Origin of the sequence: Microbacterium halophytorum (assembly GCF_002970975.1) — a bacterium.
GTDB classification, from domain to species: Bacteria; Actinomycetota; Actinomycetes; order Actinomycetales; family Microbacteriaceae; genus Microbacterium; species Microbacterium halophytorum.
This window is the reverse complement of record NZ_PNFA01000015.1, coordinates 1-24,435: the sequence shown is the minus strand read 5'-3', so window position 1 is coordinate 24,435 and position 24,435 is coordinate 1. Positions and strand designations below refer to the sequence as shown.

At 65.3% G+C, this 24,435-nt stretch carries 12 protein-coding genes; 11 read left to right on the top strand and 1 reads right to left on the bottom strand.

Going from position 1 to position 24,435, the window contains the following annotated elements; all coding sequences use genetic code 11:
* Nucleotides 1-45: 45 nt before the first annotated feature.
* The 10 genes from C0010_RS13220 to C0010_RS13175 all read left to right on the top strand — a co-directional run bounded on the left by C0010_RS13220 (nt 46) and on the right by C0010_RS13175 (nt 19,995).
* The gene (locus C0010_RS13220; RefSeq protein ID WP_105567567.1) at nt 46-2,040 is read left to right on the top strand and encodes a DUF6541 family protein; all 1,995 of its coding nucleotides are present in this window, start codon (nt 46-48) and stop codon (nt 2,038-2,040) included.
* A 52-nt stretch (nt 2,041-2,092) separates the two neighbouring features.
* Complete coding sequence (locus tag C0010_RS13215; protein WP_105567566.1) at nt 2,093-2,905, top strand: ABC transporter permease; 813 nt, start codon at nt 2,093-2,095, stop codon at nt 2,903-2,905.
* Nucleotides 2,905-3,657 (top strand): ABC transporter ATP-binding protein, encoded by a 753-nt coding sequence (locus C0010_RS13210; RefSeq protein ID WP_105567565.1) that lies wholly within the window; start codon nt 2,905-2,907, stop codon nt 3,655-3,657. Before C0010_RS13215 ends, C0010_RS13210 begins: the two co-directional genes overlap by 1 nt.
* Before the next feature lie 90 nt (nt 3,658-3,747).
* Nucleotides 3,748-6,354 (top strand): Mur ligase family protein, encoded by a 2,607-nt coding sequence (locus C0010_RS13205; protein ID WP_105567564.1) that lies wholly within the window; start codon nt 3,748-3,750, stop codon nt 6,352-6,354.
* A gap of 57 nt (nt 6,355-6,411) precedes the next feature.
* Nucleotides 6,412-8,379, top strand: a complete 1,968-nt coding sequence (locus tag C0010_RS13200; RefSeq protein ID WP_158685517.1) for a Mur ligase family protein — start codon at nt 6,412-6,414, stop codon at nt 8,377-8,379.
* A gap of 269 nt (nt 8,380-8,648) precedes the next feature.
* The gene (locus C0010_RS13195) at nt 8,649-11,954 is read left to right on the top strand and encodes a sugar-transfer associated ATP-grasp domain-containing protein (protein WP_105567562.1); all 3,306 of its coding nucleotides are present in this window, start codon (nt 8,649-8,651) and stop codon (nt 11,952-11,954) included.
* Nucleotides 11,955-12,101: 147 nt separating this feature from the next.
* Nucleotides 12,102-12,911 (top strand): ABC transporter permease, encoded by an 810-nt coding sequence (locus C0010_RS13190; protein WP_105567561.1) that lies wholly within the window; start codon nt 12,102-12,104, stop codon nt 12,909-12,911.
* 22 nt (nt 12,912-12,933) lie between these two features.
* Complete coding sequence (locus tag C0010_RS13185) at nt 12,934-13,998, top strand: taurine ABC transporter substrate-binding protein (protein ID WP_105567560.1); 1,065 nt, start codon at nt 12,934-12,936, stop codon at nt 13,996-13,998.
* Complete coding sequence (locus C0010_RS13180; RefSeq protein WP_105567559.1) at nt 13,998-14,774, top strand: ABC transporter ATP-binding protein; 777 nt, start codon at nt 13,998-14,000, stop codon at nt 14,772-14,774. Before C0010_RS13185 ends, C0010_RS13180 begins: the two co-directional genes overlap by 1 nt.
* A 151-nt stretch (nt 14,775-14,925) precedes the next feature.
* Nucleotides 14,926-19,995: a CapA family protein gene (locus C0010_RS13175; RefSeq protein ID WP_105567558.1), complete on the top strand. Its 5,070-nt coding sequence runs from the start codon at nt 14,926-14,928 to the stop codon at nt 19,993-19,995.
* A 184-nt stretch (nt 19,996-20,179) separates the two neighbouring features.
* Here the strand turns inward: C0010_RS13175 and C0010_RS13170 are convergent, their stop codons facing one another.
* Nucleotides 20,180-21,982 (bottom strand): DUF4012 domain-containing protein, encoded by a 1,803-nt coding sequence (locus tag C0010_RS13170; RefSeq protein WP_105567557.1) that lies wholly within the window; start codon nt 21,980-21,982, stop codon nt 20,180-20,182.
* Nucleotides 21,983-22,182: 200 nt separating this feature from the next.
* Between C0010_RS13170 and C0010_RS13165 the strand changes: the two genes are divergently transcribed.
* Complete coding sequence (locus C0010_RS13165) at nt 22,183-24,420, top strand: SH3 domain-containing protein (RefSeq protein ID WP_158685621.1); 2,238 nt, start codon at nt 22,183-22,185, stop codon at nt 24,418-24,420.
* Nucleotides 24,421-24,435 lie beyond the last annotated feature (15 nt).

Here is a 24,435-nt window from a genome sequence, read left to right as displayed (position 1 = left end):
TGAGGGGCCGCGGCCCCGTGCACCGAGACGGACCGGAGGGCAACGATGACCTGGGGCGACGCATTCCCCTCGCTCCTGGCCGCGATCGCCTGGCTGGTCGGGCCTGGGCTGATCGTGACGGCGCCGTTCCGCCTCGGGGCCCTCGCACGGGCCGCGATCTCGGGGCTCGTCGGGGTGTGCCTCGTCGTGGGCGCTGCGACGCTGTTCGGTGCGTTCGGCCTGTCGTTCGCGTGGTGGCAGGTCGGGGCGGTCACGGCGATCGGCCTCGCGCTCGCCCTTGCCGTGCGCCCGGCGATGCCCCGGCTCGAGCCGCGCCCCGACAGGCGGCTGCTGCTCACCATCGGCCTCTGGATGCTGTCGGTGCTCGCGGCCGCGACCGTCACGTTCTTCCGGGTGCCCACCCCCGACCGCATCTCGCAGACGCGCGAGGCGATCTTCCAGCTGTCGTCGACGAGCGCCGTCCTCGACGGGCACTCCGCATCGCCGTTCGCGCTCGGCGAGCTGCACAGCACGGCCGGGGCCTTCGTCTACGAGTCGTCGGCCTGGCAGTCGTTCGCCGCCCTCGTCGTGCAGACCACGGGCCTGCCCATCGCCGCGGCGTTCAACGTGCTGTGGGTCGCGCTCGTCGCGGCGGTCTGGCTGCCGGGCATCTGCTGGTTCACCCGCACGCTCGTCCCGACGTGGTCGGCAGCCGTCGTTGCGATGCCCCTCGGCGTGTCGTTCGGCTGGTTCCCCTATGCGCTCCTCACCTGGGGCACGCACTATTCGGCGACGTTCGCCTATGCGCTGATGCCGGCGGCGGCGGCTCTCGCGGTGCTCGCCACGCGCGCCGTGCTCGGGGACAGGGGTCGCCGGTCCCGCCCCATGCGCTGGACCGCGGCAGCGGTCGGAGCGGCTCTCGCGGGAGGCGCGATCGTCGCCGCCGAGCCGAAGGCGCTCGCATCGCTTTTCGTAGTCGTCGCACCCTTCGCGGTGTGGCGGCTGATCGTCGTCGTGCGCAACGCCCGCGACCAGGGCCCCGAGCGGCAGCGGCACGCGCGGATCGCAGCAATGGTCGCTGCGGCTTCAGGTCTCGTCCTCGTCTCGTTCGGCCTCTGGTACGGCCACGAGGCGATCGAACCCACTGCACAGCTCGATTACCCGTCGATGCGCGTCAACCAGACGGCGTTCGAGAGCCTGACGCAGGTGCTCATGACGCAGTCGCTGCTGGGCGTGACCGGCATCGTCACGATCGTCGCCCCGCTGCTGGCGCTGGCCGTGATCGGCGGGGTCTTCATGGCGCTGCGCCGCCCTTCGAATCGCTGGTTCGTGGCGTCGTACGTTCTCTTCGCAGCGCTCTACGTGCTCGCCGCCGGCAGTTACGGCGTTGTCGCGCGCACGCTGACGGGCCCGTGGAGCGACGACCCCTTCCTCGTCGCCGCGGCGCTCCCGCTGCTCGCCGTCCCGCTCGCTGCGGTGGGTGTCGTCACGCTGGGCCGGGTGATCTTCCCCAAGCGCCGCGCCATCAGCGCGGCCGCCGCGATTGCGCTGTCGTTCGTCATCGCGGTCGCCTCGACGGGAACTCTCGCCGAGAGCGGTGTGAGCGAGTCAGCGGGTTCCGTGTTCCGACTCCCGGCGGCTGACAGCGAGTTCGCCGTGGTGTCCGCGGCGCAGATCCAATTCATGCAGGGCGACGTGCGCAGCCGGGTGCCGGCCGGGCAGCGCGTGCTCGGCGACCCGTGGGACGGGTCGGCGCTCACGGGGGTGTATGCAGGGCGCGAGCCGGTGTTCCCGGATGTCGCGGGGGAGTGGGACGAAGCACGGCTGACCCTTGCGCAGCGGCTCCCGATGATCGGCGAGGAGCCGGAGGTCTGCGAGGCGCTCGACGCGCTGCGCGTGCGCTATGTGCTCTACAACCCGCACCAGTTCGCCGGCGGCGACCCGCAGGGCAGCGTCTTCTCCGGGATCCGCGCGGCGGTAGACGCCGGCCTGTTCACGCTCGTCGCCGACGACGACGATTCGCGCCTGTACCGCATCGAGCAGTGCGGCCCGCTGGCGTGAGCGCCCGCGCGGCGCGGCGTCCGCCGACCATGCGCATCAGTAGGATCTACGCGTGACGGTACGAGCACGATCAGGCGCGCACGGGGTGCGCGAATATCTGCGATCGCTCTGGCTCGTGTCGGCCCGAGACCTCAAGGTGCGCTACTCGACGAGCTGGTTGGGCTACCTGTGGAGCGTGCTCGACCCGCTCGTCATGAGCGCGATCTACTGGTTCGTGTTCACGCAGGTCTTCCAGCGCGGCGTCGGGCAGGAGCCCTACATCCTGTTCCTTATCTCGGCGCTCCTGCCGTGGGTCTGGTTCAACACGTCCATCAGCGACTTCACCCGTGCGTTCCAGATCGATGCGAAGCTCGTGCGCTCCACGGCCATCCCTCGTTCCATCTGGGTGGCCCGCACGGTGCTCTCGAAGGGCGTCGAATTCCTGCTCTCGCTCCCGGTGCTGCTCATCTTCATCGTCGTGGCCGGAATCACGCAGGGGTGGGGCGTCGTGAGCATCGGGTGGGGCGTGCTCTGGATCCCCGTTGCGGTCGCGCTGCAGGCGCTCCTGCTCCTCGGCCTCGGCCTCATCATCGCGCCACTGTGCGTGCTCTTCCGCGACCTCGAGCGGACCGCGAAGCTCGTGCTGCGCGCCCTGTTCTACGCCAGCCCGATCATCTACGGCATCGGCGATCTGCCCGACGGCTTCGGCTGGCTCGAATACGCGAACCCGCTCGCGGGTCTCTTCGCGCTGTATCGCGCGGGTTTCTTCCCCGAACAGCTGGTCGCGGGCCCCGTGATCTCGGCCGCCGTCATCGCCGTCGCCCTGTTCCTCATCGGCATGCGCGTAATGCGTGCGCTCGAGCGCCCCATCCTGAAGGAGCTGTGATGACCCGCGACGCGCGCAATGCCATCGAAGTCTCCGGCCTGGGCATCCGCTTCCGCCGCAGCAAGAGGCAGCGCAGCAGCATCCTGTCGATGTTCGCCAGCTCGAACCGGCGCACGCCCAAGGACCAGTTCTGGGCGCTGCGCGACGTCTCGTTCGACGTGCGCCCCGGCGAGGCGATCGGCGTAGTCGGGCGGAACGGCCAGGGCAAATCGACGCTGCTGAAGCTCGTCGCGAGCGTGCTCATCCCGGATGAGGGGAACGTGCAGGTCAATGGCGGCGTCGCCCCGCTGATCGAGATCACGGGCGGCTTCGCCAACGACCTCACGGTGAAGGAGAACGTGCGCCTCGCCGGCGGCCTGCACGGCATGACGAAGGCCGAGGTCGCGTCCCGCTACGACGAGATCATCGACTTCGCAGAGCTGCACAAGTTCCAGAACACGCCGTTCCGGCACCTCTCCAGCGGCATGAAGGTGCGCCTCGCGTTCGCCGTGGTGTCCCGCCTCGACGAGCCGATCATCCTCGTCGACGAGGTGCTGGCTGTCGGCGACAAGGGGTTCCGGGAGAAGTGTTACGCCCGCATCGACGAGATGCTCGCTGAGGGCCGTACGCTCTTCTTCGTGAGCCACAACGAGAAGGACCTGCAGAGGTTCTGCACCCGGGGGCTCTACATTCGCGACCACCGTCTGGTGATGGACGGCCCCATCGCCGAGGTGCTCGAGCAGTACAACGCCGATATGAACCCGGCCGAGTAGAGCGGCGACAACCGCACGGCGGCGCGCTCGGCGCGGTACGGACGGAGCAGGGGATGGAGTTCCGGCTTGCGTGCCGGAGGAGGAGAACTGATGGATAACCAGAGTATGGCTGGCCTGAGCGACAGCGACGTCGTTGAGCGATTCGCGACTTACTCGCCGTCCTTTGTTCGACTAGACACCGAGCCGGATAGTGACCACTCAGCCTCGGAGGAGTTTCACCAGGACGCTGACGGTGTGTGGCGAAGGAGCGTGGATACCGCGCTGGGGCAAGCAGTCGTGACGATCGGTGGTGCTCTGCACTACGATCTTGCGCTCGAGAATAATGCGCGAGTCGGTGACGCGTACCAATTCCGCTCGTCGTTCAAGCACATCAAGGGCACGTTCGATGCGAGCGATCTTTCGATCGCGAGCTTCACCTCGGTCGTTGATGACAAGTACCCGTCGCTCGCACTGGCACAGGGCGTCATGAAGTCCGGGAGATACGCGAATGCTCGGTCTGAGTATCTCGAAGCAATCCGCTACGCAGGCATCGATTGCATCGCGGCGGCGCACCCTCGTAATCTTTCGCTCGGCGTGGCTGGTGTCCTCGCCACGGAGGCGGCGGCGCGAGCGCGAGGGGTGGTGCTCTCCGGGCTGGGCAGGGAGAGTGCGCCTGTGTACGAGGTCAACGGAATTCTGGTCGCGGTACTCTCATACACCCTCGACATCCGTGATCGTGACGCTCGAATCACGTCGGACGGGGCGGCCGCGCTGCTCAGCGAGTATTCGCCTGAACGCGTCGCCGCGGACGTCGAGACCGTCCGCTCCCGCGGCGCTGGAGTCATCATCGGTATGCTCAACTGCCAGGGCGTGGCCGCGCCCCACGACATCGATGCGCGCCGCATCGCAGGGATGACGATGGCGGAGCTCGGCGTCGATTACGTTGCGTGCAATCGGCCGGGCACGGTCTCGGAATACGAGCGCTACCGCACGGAGGACGAACGTGAGGTTCCGCTCGCCACGTCGCTCGGCACCCTCATGTCGGGGGCATCTCGGGAGGCCGGTTACGCATCTGTTCTCCTGCGCTTGACACTTCGTCCGACTGTCGACGGATCGGTCGACATCGAGGATGCCTTCATACCAGTGCTGCGACTGCCGTACTACGAAGGCGCAGCTACACCGGCGATACCACTCCCCGCTGGGAGCCGAGCATTTCGCGAGCACGATCGCGCGGGCGCCGTGGCAGGTCAGATCACGAAGCTTCTCGGCGACGGCATTGCGCACCACGAGCAGCGCCGGGTCACGGTCTTCAGCCACTACCAGCCTCACTTCACGCCGAACACACTTGCCGAGCTGCTCGGTGTGGAGTTCTCCGATGCAGATCAGGCCGTGCTGGGCAGTCGTGCGGACAAGCCGCTCAACCGCATCGCGACCCGGCTCGAAGACATCGCAAAGGGTTGTGCTGTCGTCCTCGGCGCGCGCACGCGGGGCGCGAAGATTCAGCACAGGATCACGCCGGAAACTGCGCGGGAAGTGAACGCGCGAGTCGCGATCGCGCCGGAGCCGATCGCTGGCATTCCGACTCTTGTCGTGGAGGATCCTTGGGCGGCTGCCATGGCTGCCGGCCGAGACATCCTCGACCGTTACGATCCCACCGTCGTCGCAGTCACAGGTACCGCGGGAAAGACGACGACCAAAGACCTCATCGGCCTGTGTCTGAGTGCAGGCATGAAGACACTTCACATACGTGGGAACGGCAACACCGCCACAACGATTCATACTTCGATCCAGAAGCTGCGAGCTACTGACGAGGCGTTCGTGCAGGAAGTGCACGAGGGCACGCCTAAAGCTGCGGGATTGATGTCGGAGCTGCTGAGGCCACGGATCGCGGTGATCACGTCCATTGCGGATGGGCACCTCGACCAAATGGGCACTCTCGAGAACGTCATTGAAGGCAACACCGATATCGTCAACGGCATGCCCGCAGACGGCGTGCTGATCGTGAACAACGACAATGAGTACCTGCGTGAACTGACATTCCCGGTGCGCACGCTGCGTTACGGCGTCGATGATCCGGCGTGCGACGTGTACGCGCGAGATGTCGAGCTCTCGGAATCGCACTCGAGCTTCACGATCGTTGACGGCGACACCGTGCTGGACGCGTGGCTCGGCGTCTCGGGCGTCCACAACGTGAGCAACGCGCTGGCGGCCTACCTAGCGGCGCGCGAGGCGGGAGTGCCCCCGCACCGAATCATCGGCGCACTTTCGACGTACCGCGCGAACAGCGTGCGACAGAACCTCGTCGAACACGGCGGATACCAGTTGTTGGTCGATACGTACAACTCGAATCTGCTGGCGCTCGGAGTGTCGCTCGACATGCTGTCCCGTGTGGAGATCGTGCCGCATGCGCGTCGTATCGCCGTGTTGGGCGATATGGGGGAGCAAGGCGACAAGTTCCACGAGAATCACGTCGAGGCCGGCGTCAAAGTCGCGGAGCTCGGGGTCGACATCTTGTTGTGTCACGGCGACGGGATGCGGCTGGCCGCAGAGACCGCGCGAGCAGCAGGCGTCACAACGATGCACGAGGGCAACCTGGAGGATTTCCTCGCCCGCGTCCGCGACACGCTGCGGCCAGGTGATGCCGTGCTGTTCAAAGCGGCGGGTGCCGCGAACTTCACGGAGCGGGTCGTCGTCCCTCTCTTCGGGAAGATCGTCTGACATCGGTCGACAACCGGTCGACGTGTAGTCCGCGCCATCCCCCGTAAGCTTGTTCGGGTGGTGCTGATTGACGAACAAACGCCCGTGCTGTTCCCCCTGACGTTGCGGCGCATTGCAGCGTTCCTCGGCATCGGTCTGCCGGAGTCGGCGTTGCCGATCGCGGACCATGAGTTCGCGAAGGCTGCCGCCGCATGGTCCATGGCAGCCCCGAACGTGGTGCACTTCGGTAAACCGCGTAAGGCAGTCGACGCCGCAGTCGCGGACGGCGTCGTCGCTTTCGTCGACGACGAGCAGCGTTACCTCAGCACGGGGGAACCCGTTCCGACACTGATTCAGCGCAGGCCACGCGAGGCATACGTGCGTCTCATGCGTGCGATCCGAGATCAGTACGATGTCAAGACCATCGCGGTCACCGGCAGCAACGGCAAGACGACGACGCGCGAGATGATCCGACTCGTGACATCCGAGCAGTTCACGACGCACTGGAGCCGAGGGAACTCGAACGTGTTCGGTCGCGTCGGGGACACCGTGCAGCGGCTGCGCCAGGAGCACGAGGTGTACGTGCAGGAGACCGGCGCCGTCGAACCAGGAATCATCGATCAAGCCGCGCGAATGATTGCGCCCGACGCCGGTCTGATCACGAACATCGGCGTGAGCCACATCGGTGAGTACGGCGGCGAACAGCGCAACGTGCTGTATGACAAGCTCAGCATCGATCGCCGGCTCGGTGACGACGGCGTGATGTTCGTAAACTTCGATGACCCGATCCTGCGCGTTCACACGTATCAGCATCGAGTCGTTTCGTACGGTCTCGACGAGCCGGGCGTCGACTACACAGCAGAAGGCCTCCATGAAGACGGCGGTGCCGTGCACTTCACGGTCGTGGAGCGGGCAACGGGGGCGCGAACGGCCGCGAAGATTCACGTGGTGGGGCGTCACAACGTCGGCAACGCCGTCGCGGCGTTCGCCATCGCACGCTGGCTCGGCATGGAGCCCGCAAAGATCACCGCGGGGCTGGCGAAGTACCGCACGACCGGAACACGCCAGAACCTGCTCCTCCTCGGAGGGCACAAAGTGCTCGTGGACTGCTTCAACGCGACGGAGATTGCGATTCGAGGAACTGCGGAGACGCTCGCGAGTCTCAGCCGCCCGGCCGGAGCGAAACGCACGTACGTCGTGGGGGACATCCCCCGGCTCGGAGAGCATGCCGAACCCACTCACCGGCAGGTCGGTCGGGAACTCGCGACGTTCCATGACATCGATGCGTTCTACTGCTTCGGGCCGCTGTCGAAGTTTGTTGCGGAAGAGCTCGAGAATGCTGGCAGACAGGTGTTCCACACCGAAGCTCGGGCCGAGTTGCAACACGCCATCGAGCTGAGCCTGGGGCCCGACGATGTGCTGGCGTTCAAGGCAGGCGCACCAACGGCGCTCGGTCTCACGATCGACGCGATCTTCGGCACGGATTTCCTCTACGGCGACCCGTCATATTGGCGGAGCAGTTCATGCGAATCAGATGGGATCGCATACCGAGTGATCGACGCGCTCGGCACGGAGTTGCGCGACGGGACCGCGGCAGAGCGCAGCTCCGTCAGCGTGGGCGGTGAGGCTGGCGGCGCAGGGCTCGTGCTGATCGGGCAGCGCGCGTTCGCGGGCAGTGCCGTTGAAGATGTGCGCATCGAAGAACCAGTGCGCGGCATTGCGACGCGCGCCTTCTACCAGTGCACGTCATTGCGCTCGGTCACATTGCCGGCGAGTTTGCGTACGATCAACCGCGGCGCATTCAACGGGTGCACTTCGCTCATAGATGTCGAGATCTCGGAAGGGCTGACGACGATCCAGGTCGGTGCGTTCCGGAATTGCACGTCGTTGCGCACGATCACTCTGCCGCGATCTGTGCGCACTATTGAACCGGGCGCATTCGCTGGGAACGGCAAACTCGTCATCCGCTGTTACAAGGGATCGCCGGCCGAGGCCATCCTGCGAACCCGGCTGCGTCCGCGGCAACTGGACGTCGTGCCGGACTGATTCGCGGATCCTCGCCGAACGGGCCATCATCCTCCTCGAGCGCGGCGTGACGCTCCAGAGCGTCACGCACTACAGCACAGCGGGATGATTCTCAACCATCGATCACTGGGATAATATGCTGAGGTTGCCTGCGCACGGTTCGATGCGGAGGAGCTGGATTCCATCGGCTGGGGGGACGCGGAAGCGTGCGAAGAATTACTGCACGGATCAAGCGAGCGACCGTCACGGCGCTGTCGCAACCGTACGTCCACAAGGGCCTGGATCCGGCTGTGGCCCGTCTCGTCGCACGCGAGCAAGTGAGGACGGTGCGTCGGAAGAAGTGGCGCCATGAGCAGTCTGCTGACGCGAACCAGGCCTTCAGCCGTCGCGACTTCTACGAGCTGCACCCCATCAACAAGCAACGTCAATGGCTGACGAATCGTGTGGTCGCACGGCGCATCGCGCCGGCCTTCGCGGATCTTCTGGGCGACGGACTGTGTGTGATCTCCCGGGCGGCAGAGAACCGCGAAGGCGTGTCAATCGTCCGCCTGCGGAAGTTCCCCAACGCCCTGGACGCGAACATCGATGGCCTCATCGAGGCCATACGCCAGCGCGGAGATGTCCGCATCGTGCCGCTTAGGTGGGATCGCGGTATCGGAGTCAAGCTGACGTACGACGGGTCGTCGATCAGCTTGAACGATCGCGGCGTTTCGCGCTCGGAGCTCGTGAGCGCGCTCAACGATCTCACCTCGCGCACGCGCTGCATCGTGGTCGCCGGTTTGGAGCGCGCCTCGATCCTTCCTGACAGGACCGAGCACGATCTCGTGATGCGGTTCTATGTCGGTCGTCGCTCAGGGAACGCTCGTGTGCTCGACGCCGAACTCTTGGCGGGAGACCGTACCCGTCGTGCAGAGGACTCCGGGCGGGAGAGCCTCGTTCAACGCGGTGCCTACTTCCGGCGGGTGCCCTTTTTCACACCCGAACTCGCGCACGGGCGTTTCAGCGTCCGTGTTCGAGTTGATGAGCGGACCGGAGCGATCGCGGGTACGGGCCGCGAGATCCCCGATTATCGTGCGATCGTGCGACGCATCGAGAAAGTGCTTAGTCGGCCAGACTCGCGATTCACGTTCATCTCAGTGGACGTGACTCTGGGGCGAGACCGCAACTTCCAGGTCGTCGACATCGCGTCTCGACCCATCTATCCCGATGGTCGGCCGTTCAGCCAACGTGCGCAGCGATTCCTGATCAAGCTCAGCAAACGTACACAGGAGGACCGGCGCAAGCGCGCTGACGCAGCGTCCGTGCGACGGCGCGTATTGCACCAAGTCGATCGCATGCGCAGGCGGCTCGGGATCTTCCATCTCCGGTCTGCAGGTTTCACCGGCCCCGCCGCAGCGCAGTGGTACGCGATGCGGCGTGGAGACGTTGCGAACGGCACGTTCGAACCGCAGCAGATCCGCCGCGCGCATGCCTGGGGCTTCGAGGCAGGTACGGTCGAGCGATTCGGGATCAAGGATGACAATCGCGCTTCATTCCTGGCACGCCGCGACTACCTGTATGCCCAGCCGCTGAATGGGAAGTACGCGAAGTGGATTCGTGACCGGGTCTCGGCGCTGATGGTGTTTCATCCCTTCGAGCACCTGTTCGCTCCCACACACTTCCAGGTGTATCGGCGAGATCGAGGCGTCCACCTGGTGCCGATCTCGCAGGAGGCGAATGCAACCGGCGCGTCGCTTGACGCACTCGCGCAGGTGCTGCAGCAGCGCGGTGAGTGTGTGCTGATGCCGGCGCAATGGAGCGGCAGGGCCCGGGCACGGGTGGCGCACGACGGGGAGACATTCTTCGTGAACGGTGTCGCATGCACTCCAGGTGAGCTCTTCGAACTTCTCGCGATCTACTCGCGCCGCCGCTCCATGGTGATCGCGGAACCCCGCCGCGTATCCGCGCGCCAGACACGCTACCTTCGTGTGACCATGCTGAACGCGGTCGGTGACAACCCGACGCCCGTAGAGGTCCTGCTGCAGCTGCCGGTGACGCTCGGCGAAGGCGACGATGCTGAGCGCGTGATGCTGTTCGCGCGCGTGGATCCGGAAACGGGGCAGTACACGGAGGCGCGCCGGTCGGTGGGGCCGAAGATCGAGGTCTACGACGAGTACCCCGGGTCGAACGCACCCGTCGCCGGCGAGATCGAGAATTGGCCGATCATTCTTCAGAGCCTGAAGGAGATGGGGAGATTCGCGCCGCAGTTGCGGTGCATGCAGTACACCATCGCGATCAGCGACGGCGAGATGCAGATTCGGAAAATCGCAGAGAAGCCGCTTCTCAGCTCCGTCTACCCCGTGTCGGCTGAACTCCGCGAGTTCGTGCAGGAGCAGGCCCGCGAGAAGCACCGCACGTCTGCTGGCTTCAGTGCACGCACGGCACGAGGATTGCACAATGCGAAACTGATCATCCGACGCCAGTTCGCCGAGGCGTTGTACCCGAAGGGGCTCCTGCCCTATCAGTCCGTGCGCTGGCTCGGCGACATACGACGCGATTTCGTTCAGCGGAACGGAGTTCCCGTGAAGACGAAGTTCTGGGCGTACAAGAACGGTTTTCTTTCGTACCGCATCCCGCAGTACCGAATCACGCCGGCGAACCGTCTCAACTTCATCTCAGATTTCGAGTACCGGTGGCTTCGCCACATCAACACTCGGTACAAGTACTGGCTCGAAGACAAGATCAGCATCAAGCACGTCGCGGCTGACTTCAACCAGTTCCTTCCTGCTTACTACTACGTCACGAGCCCGTCGGGCAGCGGCACCCATCTCGTGCCGATGATGGACTGCCCGGAAGGGTATACAGCGGAGTTCACGGATGTGCTTCGCCTAGCACGAGAGAAGGGGGTGCTCGCGCTCAAGCCTGACGAGGGCTCGCATGGCGATGGCTTCTTCCGCCTCGCTTTCGAAGGCGGACAGTACACGCTGAATGGCGAGATCGCCGCAGAAGACGATGTGCTGGCGATTCTGCGAGATCCGGCGAATCGCTACTTGGTCACGGAATTCATCATGATGCATCCCGTGCTCGCTGAGGTCTACCCGCAGTCGGTGAACACGTTGCGCATGACCGTATTCAAGATGGATGCGGTGACGCCGCAGTTGGGCAACGCCTATCTCAGGGTCGGCTCCGCTGCATCGGGGTTCGTCGACAACACCGCGGCAGGAGGCCTGCTGGCCGAGGTTGACATCGCCACCGGTAAGTTTGGCAACGCCAAGTCTCTCGTCAACGGCCGCGTGGTCGCGACCCCGAGTCATCCCGATACTGGCGTGCTCATCGACGGCGTGATTCCGCATTGGGAGTTCGTGAAAGAGCAGGTGCTGAAGATGGCGGCGAGCTTCTCCCAGTTGGAATACCTGGGTTTCGACGTGGCGATCACTGAGGATAGCTTTAAGATTCCCGAGATCAATCGGTTCCCCGATTTCCCCCGGATCGACGTCCTTGAGCCCGAGACCATCAAGTACCTGCTCATGAAGCTCGATGAGAAGAAGCGGCACTACGGATACCACCGTCGACGCCCACGCACTCTGATCTCGCTGCCGCTGCGTGTGGGGCAGTAGGGTTTTCGGCGCCACGCGTCGGTAGCGCAACGATGTAGCACCGTTTCAAGTAATATCGTCACGTTCACGACCGGGATCGGAGGACCGATCGAGGCTGAGCAATGATCTCGCTGAGGGGAAACTGTGCCGCAAAAGAGGACCGCGACGATGAAGCCGCGCACGCGCCGCTTCGTTCTGGCGAGCGCCGTATTCGTCGTCCTGCTCGCCGTCTGGTGGATGGTCACGGCGCTGAGGCTCGTGCCCGAGACATACCTGCCGACACCGGGCGCGGTCGTGGCGGCGTTTGTAGAGTCGAACACGTGTCGTCCGATCTCCGAGGGCAGCTCGCGCATGGTGTGCGGCGAGTTCGACTACTTCATGTGGCAGCACCTGATCGCTTCGCTCGGTCGCATCGCCGTCGGGGTGGGCGCCGCTATCGTCTTGGGGCCGATCATCGGCTTCATGATGGGCACGATCGGCTGGATGCGCGACGCATTCGACCCGTACATCAACTTCCTTCGCGCTCTGCCGCCGCTCGGCTACGTCGGACTGCTGATCGTCTGGTTCGGCATCGGTGACGTCTCGAAGTACTGGTTGCTCTTCCTCGCCGCGTTCCCTCCGCTCGTGATCGCCACCATGAACGGAGTGCGCGGAGTGAAACAGGATCACATCCGGGCCGCGCAGTCGATGGGCGCCTCCCGCCTGCAGGTCGCGACGAAGGTCCTCCTTCCGAGCGTGCTGCCGGAGCTGCTGAGCGGCATCCGCATCGCGACCGGTTTCGCGTGGACGACGGTCGTTGCCGCTGAGCTGAACAACGGCATCCCTGGAATCGGCGGCCTCGCCTACCAATCGGGCACGCAGTTGCAGACGGCGCTCACGATCGCCTGCATCATCGTCATCGGGATCGTCGCCGTCGCGCTCGACTCGCTCATCAAGATCATCTCGCGGCTCCTGACGCCATGGCACGGCCGCGTCTGACCGCACTGAACCGGAGGAATCCATGAACCGCAAGGCCGCACTCACGTTCTCCCTGACCGCCGTCGCCGGGGTAGCGCTGCTCGCCGGCTGCGTCACGCCGCAATCGGAGCAGAACAGTACGGGAGCGAGCGACGAGCTCACCGCCTGCCCCGTCGAGGTCGATGACTCGATCACGACCGAGGTCAACATTGCGTATCAGCCGATTCCGAACGGCGACCTGGTCGTGAAGGACCTGGGCTGGCTCGAGACCTGCATGCCGAACGCCACGATCAACTGGGGACAGTACGCCTCAGGCGCCGACGTCGTCCAGGCCTTCGGCTCGGAATCGGCGGACATCGGGCTGGTCGGTTCCGGCCCCGCGGTCAAGCTCCTGGCGGAGCCCTTGAACCTCGACGTGAAGACGATCTGGATCTTCGACGTGATCGGTGCGGCGGAATCACTCATCACGCAGGAAGAGCTGTCGTCCGTCGAGGAGCTCGCCGGCAAGACCGTCGCCGTTCCGTTCGGATCGACGGCACACTACTCGCTGATCGCCGCGCTCAACGAAGCGGGCATGACCACCGACGACCTCGACGTCATCAACCTCGCGCCTGACGCAATGCTGGCGGCCTGGGACCGTGGCGAGATCGACGCCGCCTGGGTCTGGAACCCGACCCTCGCCGAGCTCCAGGAGAGCGGACACCTGCTGCTGACCGCCGCCGAGACCGCCGAGGCTGGTCGGGCGACGTACGACCTCGCTGGCAGCACGACCGCCTTCATCGAGGAGAACCCCGAGTTCATGGAGGTCTGGACTGCCGCGCAGAATGCAGCGAGTCAGATGATTCAGGACGACCCGGCGACGGCGAGCGAGAGCGTCGCCGTCGAGCTCGGCGTCTCGGTCGAGGAAGCACAGGCCCTCGTTGAGGGGTACGCGTATCCGACGGCGAGCGAGCAACTGGGCGACGAGTACTTCGGCGGCGGCCTCGGCGACACGCTCCTGTCGACGGCGCAGTTCCTCACCGACCAGGGCGAGGTCGACGGAATTGGCGACGAGCAGCGTTACGCCGATGCGCCGTGGAGCGACGCGATCGAGAACGCGGCCGAGTGATGAAGCTCAGTCTCGACGGCATCTCACAGCAGTACGTCACCGACAAGGGGGAGACGATCGACGCTCTCGGCGCGACGGATCTCGAGATCGACGAAGGGCAGTTCGTGTGCGTCGTCGGCTCCTCCGGCTGCGGCAAGTCGACGCTCCTGAACATCATCGCGGGCTTCCTCGAGCCTACGACCGGCACCGTGAAAATGGACGGCGAAGCGATCGCCGGCCCCGCACGCCAACGCGGCGTCGTCTTCCAGCAGCCGACGCTGTTCCCGTGGCTGACGGTTCACAAGAACGTGGAATTCGGCCTCAAGATCAAGGGGGTGAGCGCCGCGGAACGGGAACGGAAGGCGTCGGAGGCGCTCGCGACGGTCGGCCTCGCCGACTTCCATGAGAGCAAGCCGTACGAACTGTCCGGAGGCATGCAGCAGCGCACGCAGATTGCGCGTGTGCTCGCGAATGACCCTGAGATCATCCTCATGGACGAACCGTTCGGTGCGCTCGACGCGATCACGCGCGAGAAGCTGCAGAACGACCTTCTCGACCTCTCGCGGGAGAAGAAGAAGACCATCTTCTTCATCACCCACAGCGTCGACGAAGCGATCGTCCTGGGCGACAGGGTGATCGTGATGAGCCCGCGCCCGGGGCGCGTCGTGCGCGACGAGCCGATCGGCATCTCGAAGAAGTACGGCCGGCCGCTCCGCGGCGCGGAACTGCGCGAGACGCCCGAGTTCGCGGAGATGCGCGACTCGATCGCTGCCAGCATCGGCATGGCCGCTGCGTGATCGCACGAGCTCTACTCGATGGACTCACCTCGAGGTGAGGTCGAGCCGTGACCGGCCTAGACTCTCACGGAAGACTGCTCTGCCGCTGCCCGAGCGCAGTCATACCGAGGAACAATGACCGCTCTGGCAGCGACCCTGAAAGGAAAAGACAATGGCTGACCGGGACATGGTCCGCAAGGCGCGTGCTGTCGCGCGGGGTGTGAAGAAGCGGCTCAAGTCTGTCGGCCCGACCACAGCGGACCCACAAGCATCGCGCGAGACGGCGACTGAGCCACCGGTGGAACCTTCGGATGCACTGCCGGACCAGGTATACGACACCGAAGCGGACACCGACGAGCCTCGCGAGTCCGATGTCGCAGAGACGCTGAATGCGCTCGCGTCCTTCGAGGAGGACGCGGAGGACGGTGAAGCATCCTCAGACGGTGTCGACGAATCAGATGCGCATGAGCCTGTGAATCCGGCTGGAGTTGATTCAGATAGCCCTGGCGTCGCGCCTGGGAAAGCGGAACCGACGAACTCAACTCCGAAGACCAAGGTCCCGAAGGGGCGCAGGGTGGCCCTGGCCGGCGCCGTATACGCGCTGGGGGCCGACGGAGCGAAGCTGGTCAGCGTTGATCGCGACCTTACGAAGTTGGAGATCCCAGCGGCAGTCGAGGGTCTGCCTGTGACGACCATCGGTAAAGGGGCGCTCGCGGGCAGTTCGTCGCTCACCTCGGTCCTGGTGCCGGAAACCGTGACGCTGATCGGGTCCGAGGCGTTCGCCAATTGCACCTCCTTGCGGGAGATCGAGCTCCCGAGCGACCTTCAAGTCATCAACGCCGAGACTTTCGCGGGTTGCACCACACTCGAGCGTGTGTTCCTGCCGTACGACTTACAGCGCATCGCGAGTCGAGCGTTCGCCGATTGCAGCTCGCTCGTAGACATGCCGCACTACGTGAAGACGGGCATCAGCCTCGGTCTCACCGTGGACCGGACCATCGTGGAGCGGTCCTGGCCGACTGAGCTGCGCTACATCGGTGAAGAGGCGCTTCGCGGGTGTTCGTCGTTGCGAAAGATCGTGATTCCATTCCGGGTGCGCCGCGTACCTCGGTCAGCTTTCGAAGGCTGCTCTTCGCTCGCGCAGGTGTGGCTGCATTCGGGCGTACGGACGATCGAGGAGAACGCTTTCGCCGGTTGCACCGGCCTGGAACGCATCGCTGTCCCGGGCGAGACCGAGACGATAGGCAAGAGCGCTTTCGCAGCAACGACTGCGATCGTGTGCGAGGAAGGTTCGCCTGCGCACGCTCATGCACTCGAAGAAGGTCTGGCGTCGGTCACGGCGGAACTGCCCGAGCAGCCCGTCGTGTCACAGTTTGGTGCGGAACACGGACTGAACGTCTCCGAAGTATTGGCTTCACCCGAGCTGCTTCAGGTGTTCCTGGATAGATTCGACCTCCGCCCCGCCGCGGAGCCGATCGAACGCGGTGACGAGGAATCTAATCGCACTCCAATCGTCCCGAGTCGCTTCGAGCTGCACGACGGCGTGTATCGACCTGCTGACCCGTCGGGTGACACCAGCGACGAAGTCACGATCTCGATGGTCGGTGACCTGATGAGTCGGTTCAAACAGCAGAGCTCGGCGCTGCAAGATGGTGTCTACGACTTCACAGAGAGCTTTGAAGCAATTACGCCGTTGCTGACATCGACTGATCTTGCGATCGGCAACATGGAGACGATGGTTTCCTCGTCGACGCCGTACATGCACGAGTCGAAGTACATCGATGATCGGCCGCACCTCAACACCGCGTTCGCATTCGTCGCGGCGGTTCGGCAGGGCGGGTTCGACCTGGTGATGAATGCTCAGAATCACATGTACGACGCGGGCACCCGTGGCGTGCTTGAGACACTTGACGCGCTCAACCGTGCCGAACTGATCCACAACGGGATGTACGCTTCTCCGGCCGACCCTCACTACGTGCTCTTCGAGATCAAGGGCATCAGGATCGGCGTGGTGTCCTTCCTCGACGGCGCACGGCAGAAGATGAAGCAGGCGAACTTCACCTCGGAAGGACTCGCGACGATAACGAGCCAGTTCGAGGAGTCGCGCGTGCGCGCTGACATCGCGGCAGCACGTGAAGCAGGTGCGGAGTTCGTCATCGCATACGCGCACTGGGGACGTGAGTACACGACGATGATCACCGAGCGGCAGGAGCGCTTCGCTCAGATGGTGGTCGACGGCGGGGCCGACTACGTCTTCGGCTCCCACTCACATTGCCCGCAGTCATACACGATCGTGGAAGCCGAAGACGGGCGCCGGGTGCCTGTGATCTACTCCGGCGGAAATTTCCTGTCGGACATCGGACTTGCACGCCCGATCACGATGGACACGTTCGTCGCACGGCTCACGCTCGGCCGTGATGCTGGCGGCTCCGTGGTGATCAAGGGAGACGGCTACACGCCGTGCCGCATCCTTGAAGGCGATCACATCCGCGGATTCGTCAAGGCAGTGCCCGCGGATGCGCTGCTCGACGGTGCCTACGGATACAGCCCGCTTCGCGCAGAGGAGGACGTTAGTCGGATTGCGGCGGCCCTCGGCACGCAGTACACGCAGCTTGCAGGCGATGGCTCACCGCTGGCCCGACTGTCGGATGAATCGAGGACGGCGACCCCGGACGACGCACTCGTGGACGCATACTCGGTCCAGGAACCGACGTTCTTCCGTCAGGATTCGGATCGAGAAGAAGTCCGTGCCGAGTACGCGTTCGACGATGCATCCGGTACTTGGAAGCGTGACGAAGACACCGCGCTCGATGAGGCGATTGTGTTGGTTGGCGGCTCGTTGATGTATGACGGCGCCATGGAGCGCGCTGCAGACATGGGCGACACCTATCAGTTCCGTCCACTGTTCCGGCATGTGCGCAAGCTGCTCCAATCCGCTGACCTTGCGATCGGCAGCTTCGGGTCCGTCGTTGCCGACATGTATCCTCCGATGTCGCTGATGCGTGCAGACTTCCGTGAGGGGCACTACGCGAACGCGCGTCCTCAGTATCTCGACGCCTTGATGTACGCGGGATTCGATTGCTTGGCGCTGGCCAACCCGTTCAACCTCGACGCTGGTGTACGGGGCATTGCTTCCACAGAACGAGCGACGCGAGAAGCTGGCATTGCGCCGAGCGGGCTCGGGATCAACAAAGCGCCGATCTTCGAGGTGAACGGCATTCGGATCGCCGTCCTCTCGTACACGATGAATGCGTACCAAACGCGGAAGTACATCACGAACGAGGGAGCTAAGACTCTCCTCAATGAGTTCGATGAGGAGCGCGCTCGCGAGGACATTCAGCGCGTCCGTGAAGGCGGCGCTGAGTACGTGCTCACGTATCTGGATTGTCGCTCCGCGGGTGAACAGATCGGATTCAACGACCGGCTTGCGGCCGCGCGCCGTGTCGCTGAGGCCGGCGCAGACTACGTTGTGTGCTCCGTACCGAATGTGCTGTCGAAGTATCGGGTGCACACGACGTCCGACCAGCGACGGGTACCGATTGCGACAGGTCTCGGAACGCTCATGGCCGGTCCAGACACGCGCATCGAGTCGCCTGCGGCGGTCGTCAAGGTCGCGATCAGGCGCCTCGCCGATGGGTCGCTCGAGGCCGACGCCAAGTATGTGCCGGTGCGCCGGTACGCGACGTACGACGGCGCGATGAACGCGATCGTACCGGCCGGCGAGGGCTACGTACGCTCCTACCGCGAGAGTTTCTTCGCGGAGGACGTAGCTAATGTTGAGCAACGAATCGGCGGGGAAGTCGCGCAGGAAACGGCACGCGAGGTGCGCGTCAGCGAACGGTTCCGGCCACAACTGACGCCGTCGCAGATCAGTGACATTCTTGGTGTCCCGTTCTCGCTCGAGGCGCGCGCGGCGCTCGGCAGCGCGATCGACGAGCCGGTGACGAATATCGCCGCACGTAAGGAGGACTTGCGCCGCGGCGGTGTCGCCATTTTCCTGCCGCGCCCCGGCAATCTCGCGAAGACGGAACAGATCCGCCCGTTGCCTGCGCGCAAGGCTCGAGTCCGATTCGCAATTGCGACGGAACCGCAGCGGAACATCCCGACGCTCGTCGTTGACGAGGTGCGCGGCGTATACGGCAGATTGATGGCCGCGATCAAGGCGAAGTACTCGCCGATCACGGTTGCCATCACCGGTACGGTCGGGAAAACGACGGCCAAGGAACTCCTGGCAGAGGCATTCGTGCGTCAGTATCGGACGCTGACGGTGAAGGGCAACAACAACACAATTCTCACCGCTGGTCTCGTGATCCAGAAGCTCTCGCCCGAGGACGAGGCCTATATCCAAGAGGTCCACGGCGGCTCGCCAGGCGCGGCGAGCGAGACGTCGACGGTTCTCGCCCCAGACATTGCCCTGATCACCGCAATCGGCGATGGTCATCTCGGCCAGATGGGCTCGATCGAGCGGGTCATCGAGGGCAAGATGCAGATCGTCGATGGGCTGAAGCCCGACGGCGTGCTCGTCATCAACAACGACAACGAGTACCTGCGCGAGCAGAGCCCAGACGTTCGCACGATCCGATACAGCGTGAGAGACGAGACCTGCGACTACCACGCGCGCGACATCCGCGACGACGGCGAGCGGCTCGAGTTCGAGATCGTGTCGCCCGACGGGGTCTTCCCTGCGAAGCTCAACTTCCAAGGCGTCCACAACGTCAGCAACGCGCTCGGCGTGTTCGCCGTCTCCCGCGAAGCCGGTATCCCGCCGCACAAGATCATTTCCGGCCTGTCGCGCTTCGTGCCCGACTCGGTGAGGCAGAACCTCATCGAGAAGGGTGGCTACAAGTTCCTGATCGACACGTACAGCGCGACCCCGACATCGGTGCTGTCCGCCGCCGAAACCCTCGTCGGCGTGCCGATCGCCGAGGGCGGGCGTCGCATCGCGGTTGTGAGCGACATCCCGGATCTCGGTGCGAAGTCCAAGGAGGATCACGCCGCAGTCGGTGAGAAGCTCGCCGACTTGGACATCGACATGCTGCTGTGCGTCGGGACCGACGCGCGCTACATGGCGGAGGCAGCCAAGGCGAAGGGCATGAATGCGTACTTCTTCGCCTGGCGCGCCGACTTCAACCGGATGGTCGTAGAGTCCAGCAGGCCGGGCGATGTGCTGCTGTTCAAGGGCGGCACGCGCGCGAAGCTGCTGGAGAAGACGGTCTACCCTCTGTTCGGCCGCATCGTCTGATCCACCGGCACCACGACAGGAACGCGCCGCCGCATCCTCGAAGGGTGCGGCGGCGCGTTCCTGTCGTCATCCGTGCGTTCCTCCGTGCGGAGAGCACCGGGGCGAAGACTCGTGAGTCGGCCGAGAAGCGGATGTCCGCACCTCCATCAGGAGGCGCGGGCATCAGATTCTGCTGTGCGGCCGGTTACATCGCGCCGTCGCAGTTGCCCTCGATGTCGACGGGGGTGTCGGTGACCGACGGAGAGTACCGCACCGAGACGGGGCCGTTGTCGCCGTCCGGGATCGTGCTCGTGAACGAGAACGTGCGACTCTCGCCCGACGCCACGAAGTAGCGGTTGCTCACGACGTTCCGCTCGCGCTCGACACCCGTGCGCGTCGCGCCAGGGTCGTCGCCCGGCGTCGACTCGGTGATCTCGCTGCCGGGGGGAGCGAAGTACATCGTGTCGAGGATGAACGACGTCGTCGGGATGCCGTAGCCCTTGTTCCGGATGCCGAGCTGGTACTCCGTCATGCCCTCGGGCGGCACGTTGTTGGCGACCGTGATGTCCGTGGTCATCGTTCCGGCGCCCGCGTCGCACGAGACCCTGACGTCCGACTCGAGGAAGTACTCGAGCTTGCTCGCCGCGTAGTCGTTCAGGAAGATCCCGACCTCGGTCGTCTCGGCGTTGTCGGTCGGCAGTGCACCGTCGATGCCGAGCTCGACCATGAGGTCCTCCGACGCCTCGTCCGGGAACCACGCGTTCAAGCGCTGCTCCTCGGCGCCCTGGCTGAGCGCGTCGAGCATCGCCAGCGCATCGTAATCGCCAGCGGCCACCGTCTCGAAGACACGGGCGGCAACATCGCTGAAGAACAGGTCCTGCTGCTCGCCGGGATAGCGGACGTACGTCTCGTAGAGCAGTTGCTCCACGACGTTGTCCTCGGTGAGCTCCGTGCCGTCGCTCGCCGTGACGGGGCCCGTCACACCGAGGATGTGCGAGAGCACGACGGGGTCGAGGCTCATCACGCCGTCGAGCGACTCACCCGTCGTCATGTTCCACAGCGAGTCGAACGCCTCGGCGGTCGTCGGGAAGTTCGGCGTGCGGGTGAAGTTGCCGAAGCCCGTGAACGTCTCGCCGTCGTAGAGCTGCTCCATCTCGTCCGGGGGGTCGATCACCTTGATGTCGCGGCGGAAGGTGTATGTGCTGGTCTGCTCGGCCAGGTCGGCCTTGCCGTTCGCGACGTCGACGACCGCCGTCGCCGCGGGCAGTCCGCCGCCCGAGCGGATCTCGGCGTTGTTCTGGAACACGAGCATGTAGCGCTGCGGCTCCTCGGCGCCGGCGATCTGGAGGATCGTCGGCAGGTTGTCGGCCACGACCTGCACGGTCGGGCTGGCGGTCTCGATGATGTCGAGCACCGAACCGATCGCGCCGTCGACCATCGGGATCAGGTTCTCGCGGTCGATGTCGGCGACGATGCTCTCCGCTTCGGCGAACGCGTCGCTGATCTGCGGGAGGGAGTCCTGCGCCTCGATCAGCGGCGTCAGGTCGAGACCGCCGCCCTCGACGTCGGCCGAGCCGAGGTCCATGCTCGACATGATCGTGAGGCCAGGGGGCAGTGCGTCCTCCACGAGGACGTGCGTGGCCTGGGTCGTGCGGCGGACGGCGTCGACGTTCTGGCCCACGAACGGCACGTGCGATGCGACGGCCCACAGGGGCGTCGACACCTTCTCATTGGCACTCGTGGTGTGCTCGAGGATCTCGTCGGCGCTGGCCTGCATGGCGTCGGCGTCACCCGATTCGACGTCGCCGACGACGGCCGAGAGCTCGGTCTTCGCGGCGAGCAGGTCTTGGCGCACGTCCAGGGCCTGCTTGACGAAGATGAAGCCGAAGATCGCGCAGACGATCAGGATGAGGAGGATGACCAGGGCGGTGATCCAGGGCCAACGGCGGGGACGCCGGCGGCCGCCCGCCGAACGGCGGGGAGCGGATGCAGCGGAGAGGTTCGTCACGGGGTCAGCCTAGGGGGCTGCCCTGCGGGTACCTGGGAAGCCTGTGGGGAGTCTGCCGTCGTTCCGCCGCAGAGACCCTGTGGACCGAGCCTCGCCTGCCCGGCGGATGGGGGCGAGCGGCGCGGCTTCGCGACACGCCCATCCTGGGATATCTGTTGCCAGGGTTTTCAACAGACACATACATCTGTCACTCTATTCACATGCGAACCACAGCTCGACTGCGACACGCCATCGTTTTGGCCACCGTTGCAACACTGACTGCGGCGCTGATTCCGACGGCCGCTTCGGCCGTCGCACCGGGGGACGGGGCGGCGCTTCCCAGCGCCGTGCAGGCCGCCGAGCCCGGATCAGAGCAGGCAGAACCCGACGAACAGGCCGATGCCGAGGAACCCTCGGAGGACGTGTCCGTCGAGCAGACCGACGGCGACCCCGCGCCCGGCACGGGGGCGGACGCGCCGGACGGCGAGACCCCGGAGGACGTCGCGCCGGTCGAGGGTTCGACGGACGCGGGCGAACCGCAGGACGACTCCGCCGAGGGTTCCGCTGACGGCGGTGCGCCGGCGGAGGAGCCCGGTGCGACCGACGGTTCCGCATCCGATGCGGGAGACCCGGCAGAGCTGCAGACGTTGACGCCCGACCCCGCGGGCACGGACGACCCGCGCTTCACGAACAACGCGGGCATGGCGAAGAACGCGGTTCTCACCCCCGAGGTGATGGACCGGATGGCCATGTCGACGGGTGACGACGAGGCGATCCTCGAGACGGTCGAACCCGAACTGCGCGCATCACTGCGCGGATGGAACGCGGGCAACATCATCAGCGATCGAGAACTCTTCAACGGTTCGACGATGTCGCTGTCGGCGATCAAGTCCTTCCTCGCGGAGAAGGTTCCGAACTGCCAGAGCGGCTACACGTGCCTCCCGGAGTTCCGCCAGAACACGAACTACAAGGCGCCTGACCGATTCTGCGACGGCTACACGGCGCGCACGGGCGAGAGCGCGGCGGCCATCATCTATCGCGTCGCGAAGTCGTGCGATATCAACCCGAAGGCGCTCATCGTGATGCTCCAGAAGGAGCAGGGCCTCGTCACGCACGTCTGGCCGAGCGACTGGCGGTACACGATCGCCATGGGAATGGCGTGCCCTGACACGGCCGCGTGCGACACGCGCTACTACGGCTTCCAGAACCAGGTGTACGGCGCGGCCCGGCAGCTGCAGGTCTACACGCAGGACGACTACTTCAGCTGGTACCCCGTCGGCAAGACGTCGAACGTGCGCTACAGCCCGAACGCCGCGTGCGGCTCGTCACCCGTGACCATCCAGAACAAGGCGACGGCGGCGCTGTACTACTACACGCCGTACCAGCCGAACCGCGCGGCCCTGAACGCCGGCTACGGCACGGGCGACAGCTGCTCGACGTACGGCAACCGCAACTTCTACAACTACTACACCGACTGGTTCGGGCCGACGCGCACATCGCCCTGCACGGTGCCGAGCGGCGTGAGCGCGAAGAGCGGTGCGTTCGTCACCACCGTCGACCTGAACGCGCGCAAGGCGCCGAGCACCGGGTGCGACACCGGCATCTCCTCGCTCCCGAAGGGCACGATCGTCAAGGCCACGCGCCAGACAGCGGGAGGCGGCTGGTATGAGGTCGTCACCGAGCAGGGCAGGCGCTGGGTCTCAACGGCGTACCTCAAGCGGGCGACGACGGCACAGGCCGCCTGCGTGACGCCGAGCGGCACCTCCGGCGCCTCGCGCGAGTACGTCGTGACGTCGTCGACGAGCGCGAAGCTCGGCCCCTGGGCGAAGTGCACGACGGGCGCGAAGGCCGTCGGCGAGGGCACCATGGTCCAAGCGACGCGAGTGTCCGCGACGGGGAACTGGCTCAGGATCCGCACGAGCTCGGGGGAGCGGTGGATCGCCCGCGACAAGGTGTCGATCTGCCTCCAGCCCAAGGGCACGGGGCCGGCGTCGCGCGCTTACCTCGTCAAGAACGGCGTCGACGCCGAGAAGTACCCGATGGCGAAGTGCGGCACGAGCGTCGACCATTACGGCACGGGGACGTCGCCCAGCCGGTACATCGGCGACGACACGCTGGTGAAGGCCACGCGCGTCTCGAAGTCCGGCAACTGGCTTCGGATCCGTACGGGTGCCGGCGACCGCTGGATCCCGCGCGACGAGGTCACGATCTGCTCCGACCCGGCGGGCACCCGAAGCACCTCGCGCACCTACGTCGTGACCGATCGCACGCGCGCGGTCGTCTCGCCGTTGCAGAAGTGCGCCGGCGCCGACCACTTCGGCACCGGCACGGGGCCGCGCACGCTCGGCGCGGGGACCGCCGTCAGCGCGACGCGCGTGTCGTACACGGGCAAGTGGGTCGAGATCCGGACGTCGGTGGGGCTGCGCTGGGTCAAGCGGTCCGACCTGCGCCTCCGCTGAACGCAGAAGAGTGGG

Coding starts and splice junctions, on each gene's coding strand:
- C0010_RS13220 (WP_105567567.1), top strand. CDS start 46: ATGACCTGGGGCGACGCATTCCCCTCGCTCCTGGCCGCGATCGCCTGG.
- C0010_RS13210 (WP_105567565.1), top strand. CDS start 2,905: ATGACCCGCGACGCGCGCAATGCCATCGAAGTCTCCGGCCTGGGCATC.
- C0010_RS13205 (WP_105567564.1), top strand. CDS start 3,748: ATGGATAACCAGAGTATGGCTGGCCTGAGCGACAGCGACGTCGTTGAG.
- C0010_RS13190 (WP_105567561.1), top strand. CDS start 12,102: ATGAAGCCGCGCACGCGCCGCTTCGTTCTGGCGAGCGCCGTATTCGTC.
- C0010_RS13185 (WP_105567560.1), top strand. CDS start 12,934: ATGAACCGCAAGGCCGCACTCACGTTCTCCCTGACCGCCGTCGCCGGG.
- C0010_RS13180 (WP_105567559.1), top strand. CDS start 13,998: ATGAAGCTCAGTCTCGACGGCATCTCACAGCAGTACGTCACCGACAAG.
- C0010_RS13175 (WP_105567558.1), top strand. CDS start 14,926: ATGGCTGACCGGGACATGGTCCGCAAGGCGCGTGCTGTCGCGCGGGGT.
- C0010_RS13165 (WP_158685621.1), top strand. CDS start 22,183: ATGCGAACCACAGCTCGACTGCGACACGCCATCGTTTTGGCCACCGTT.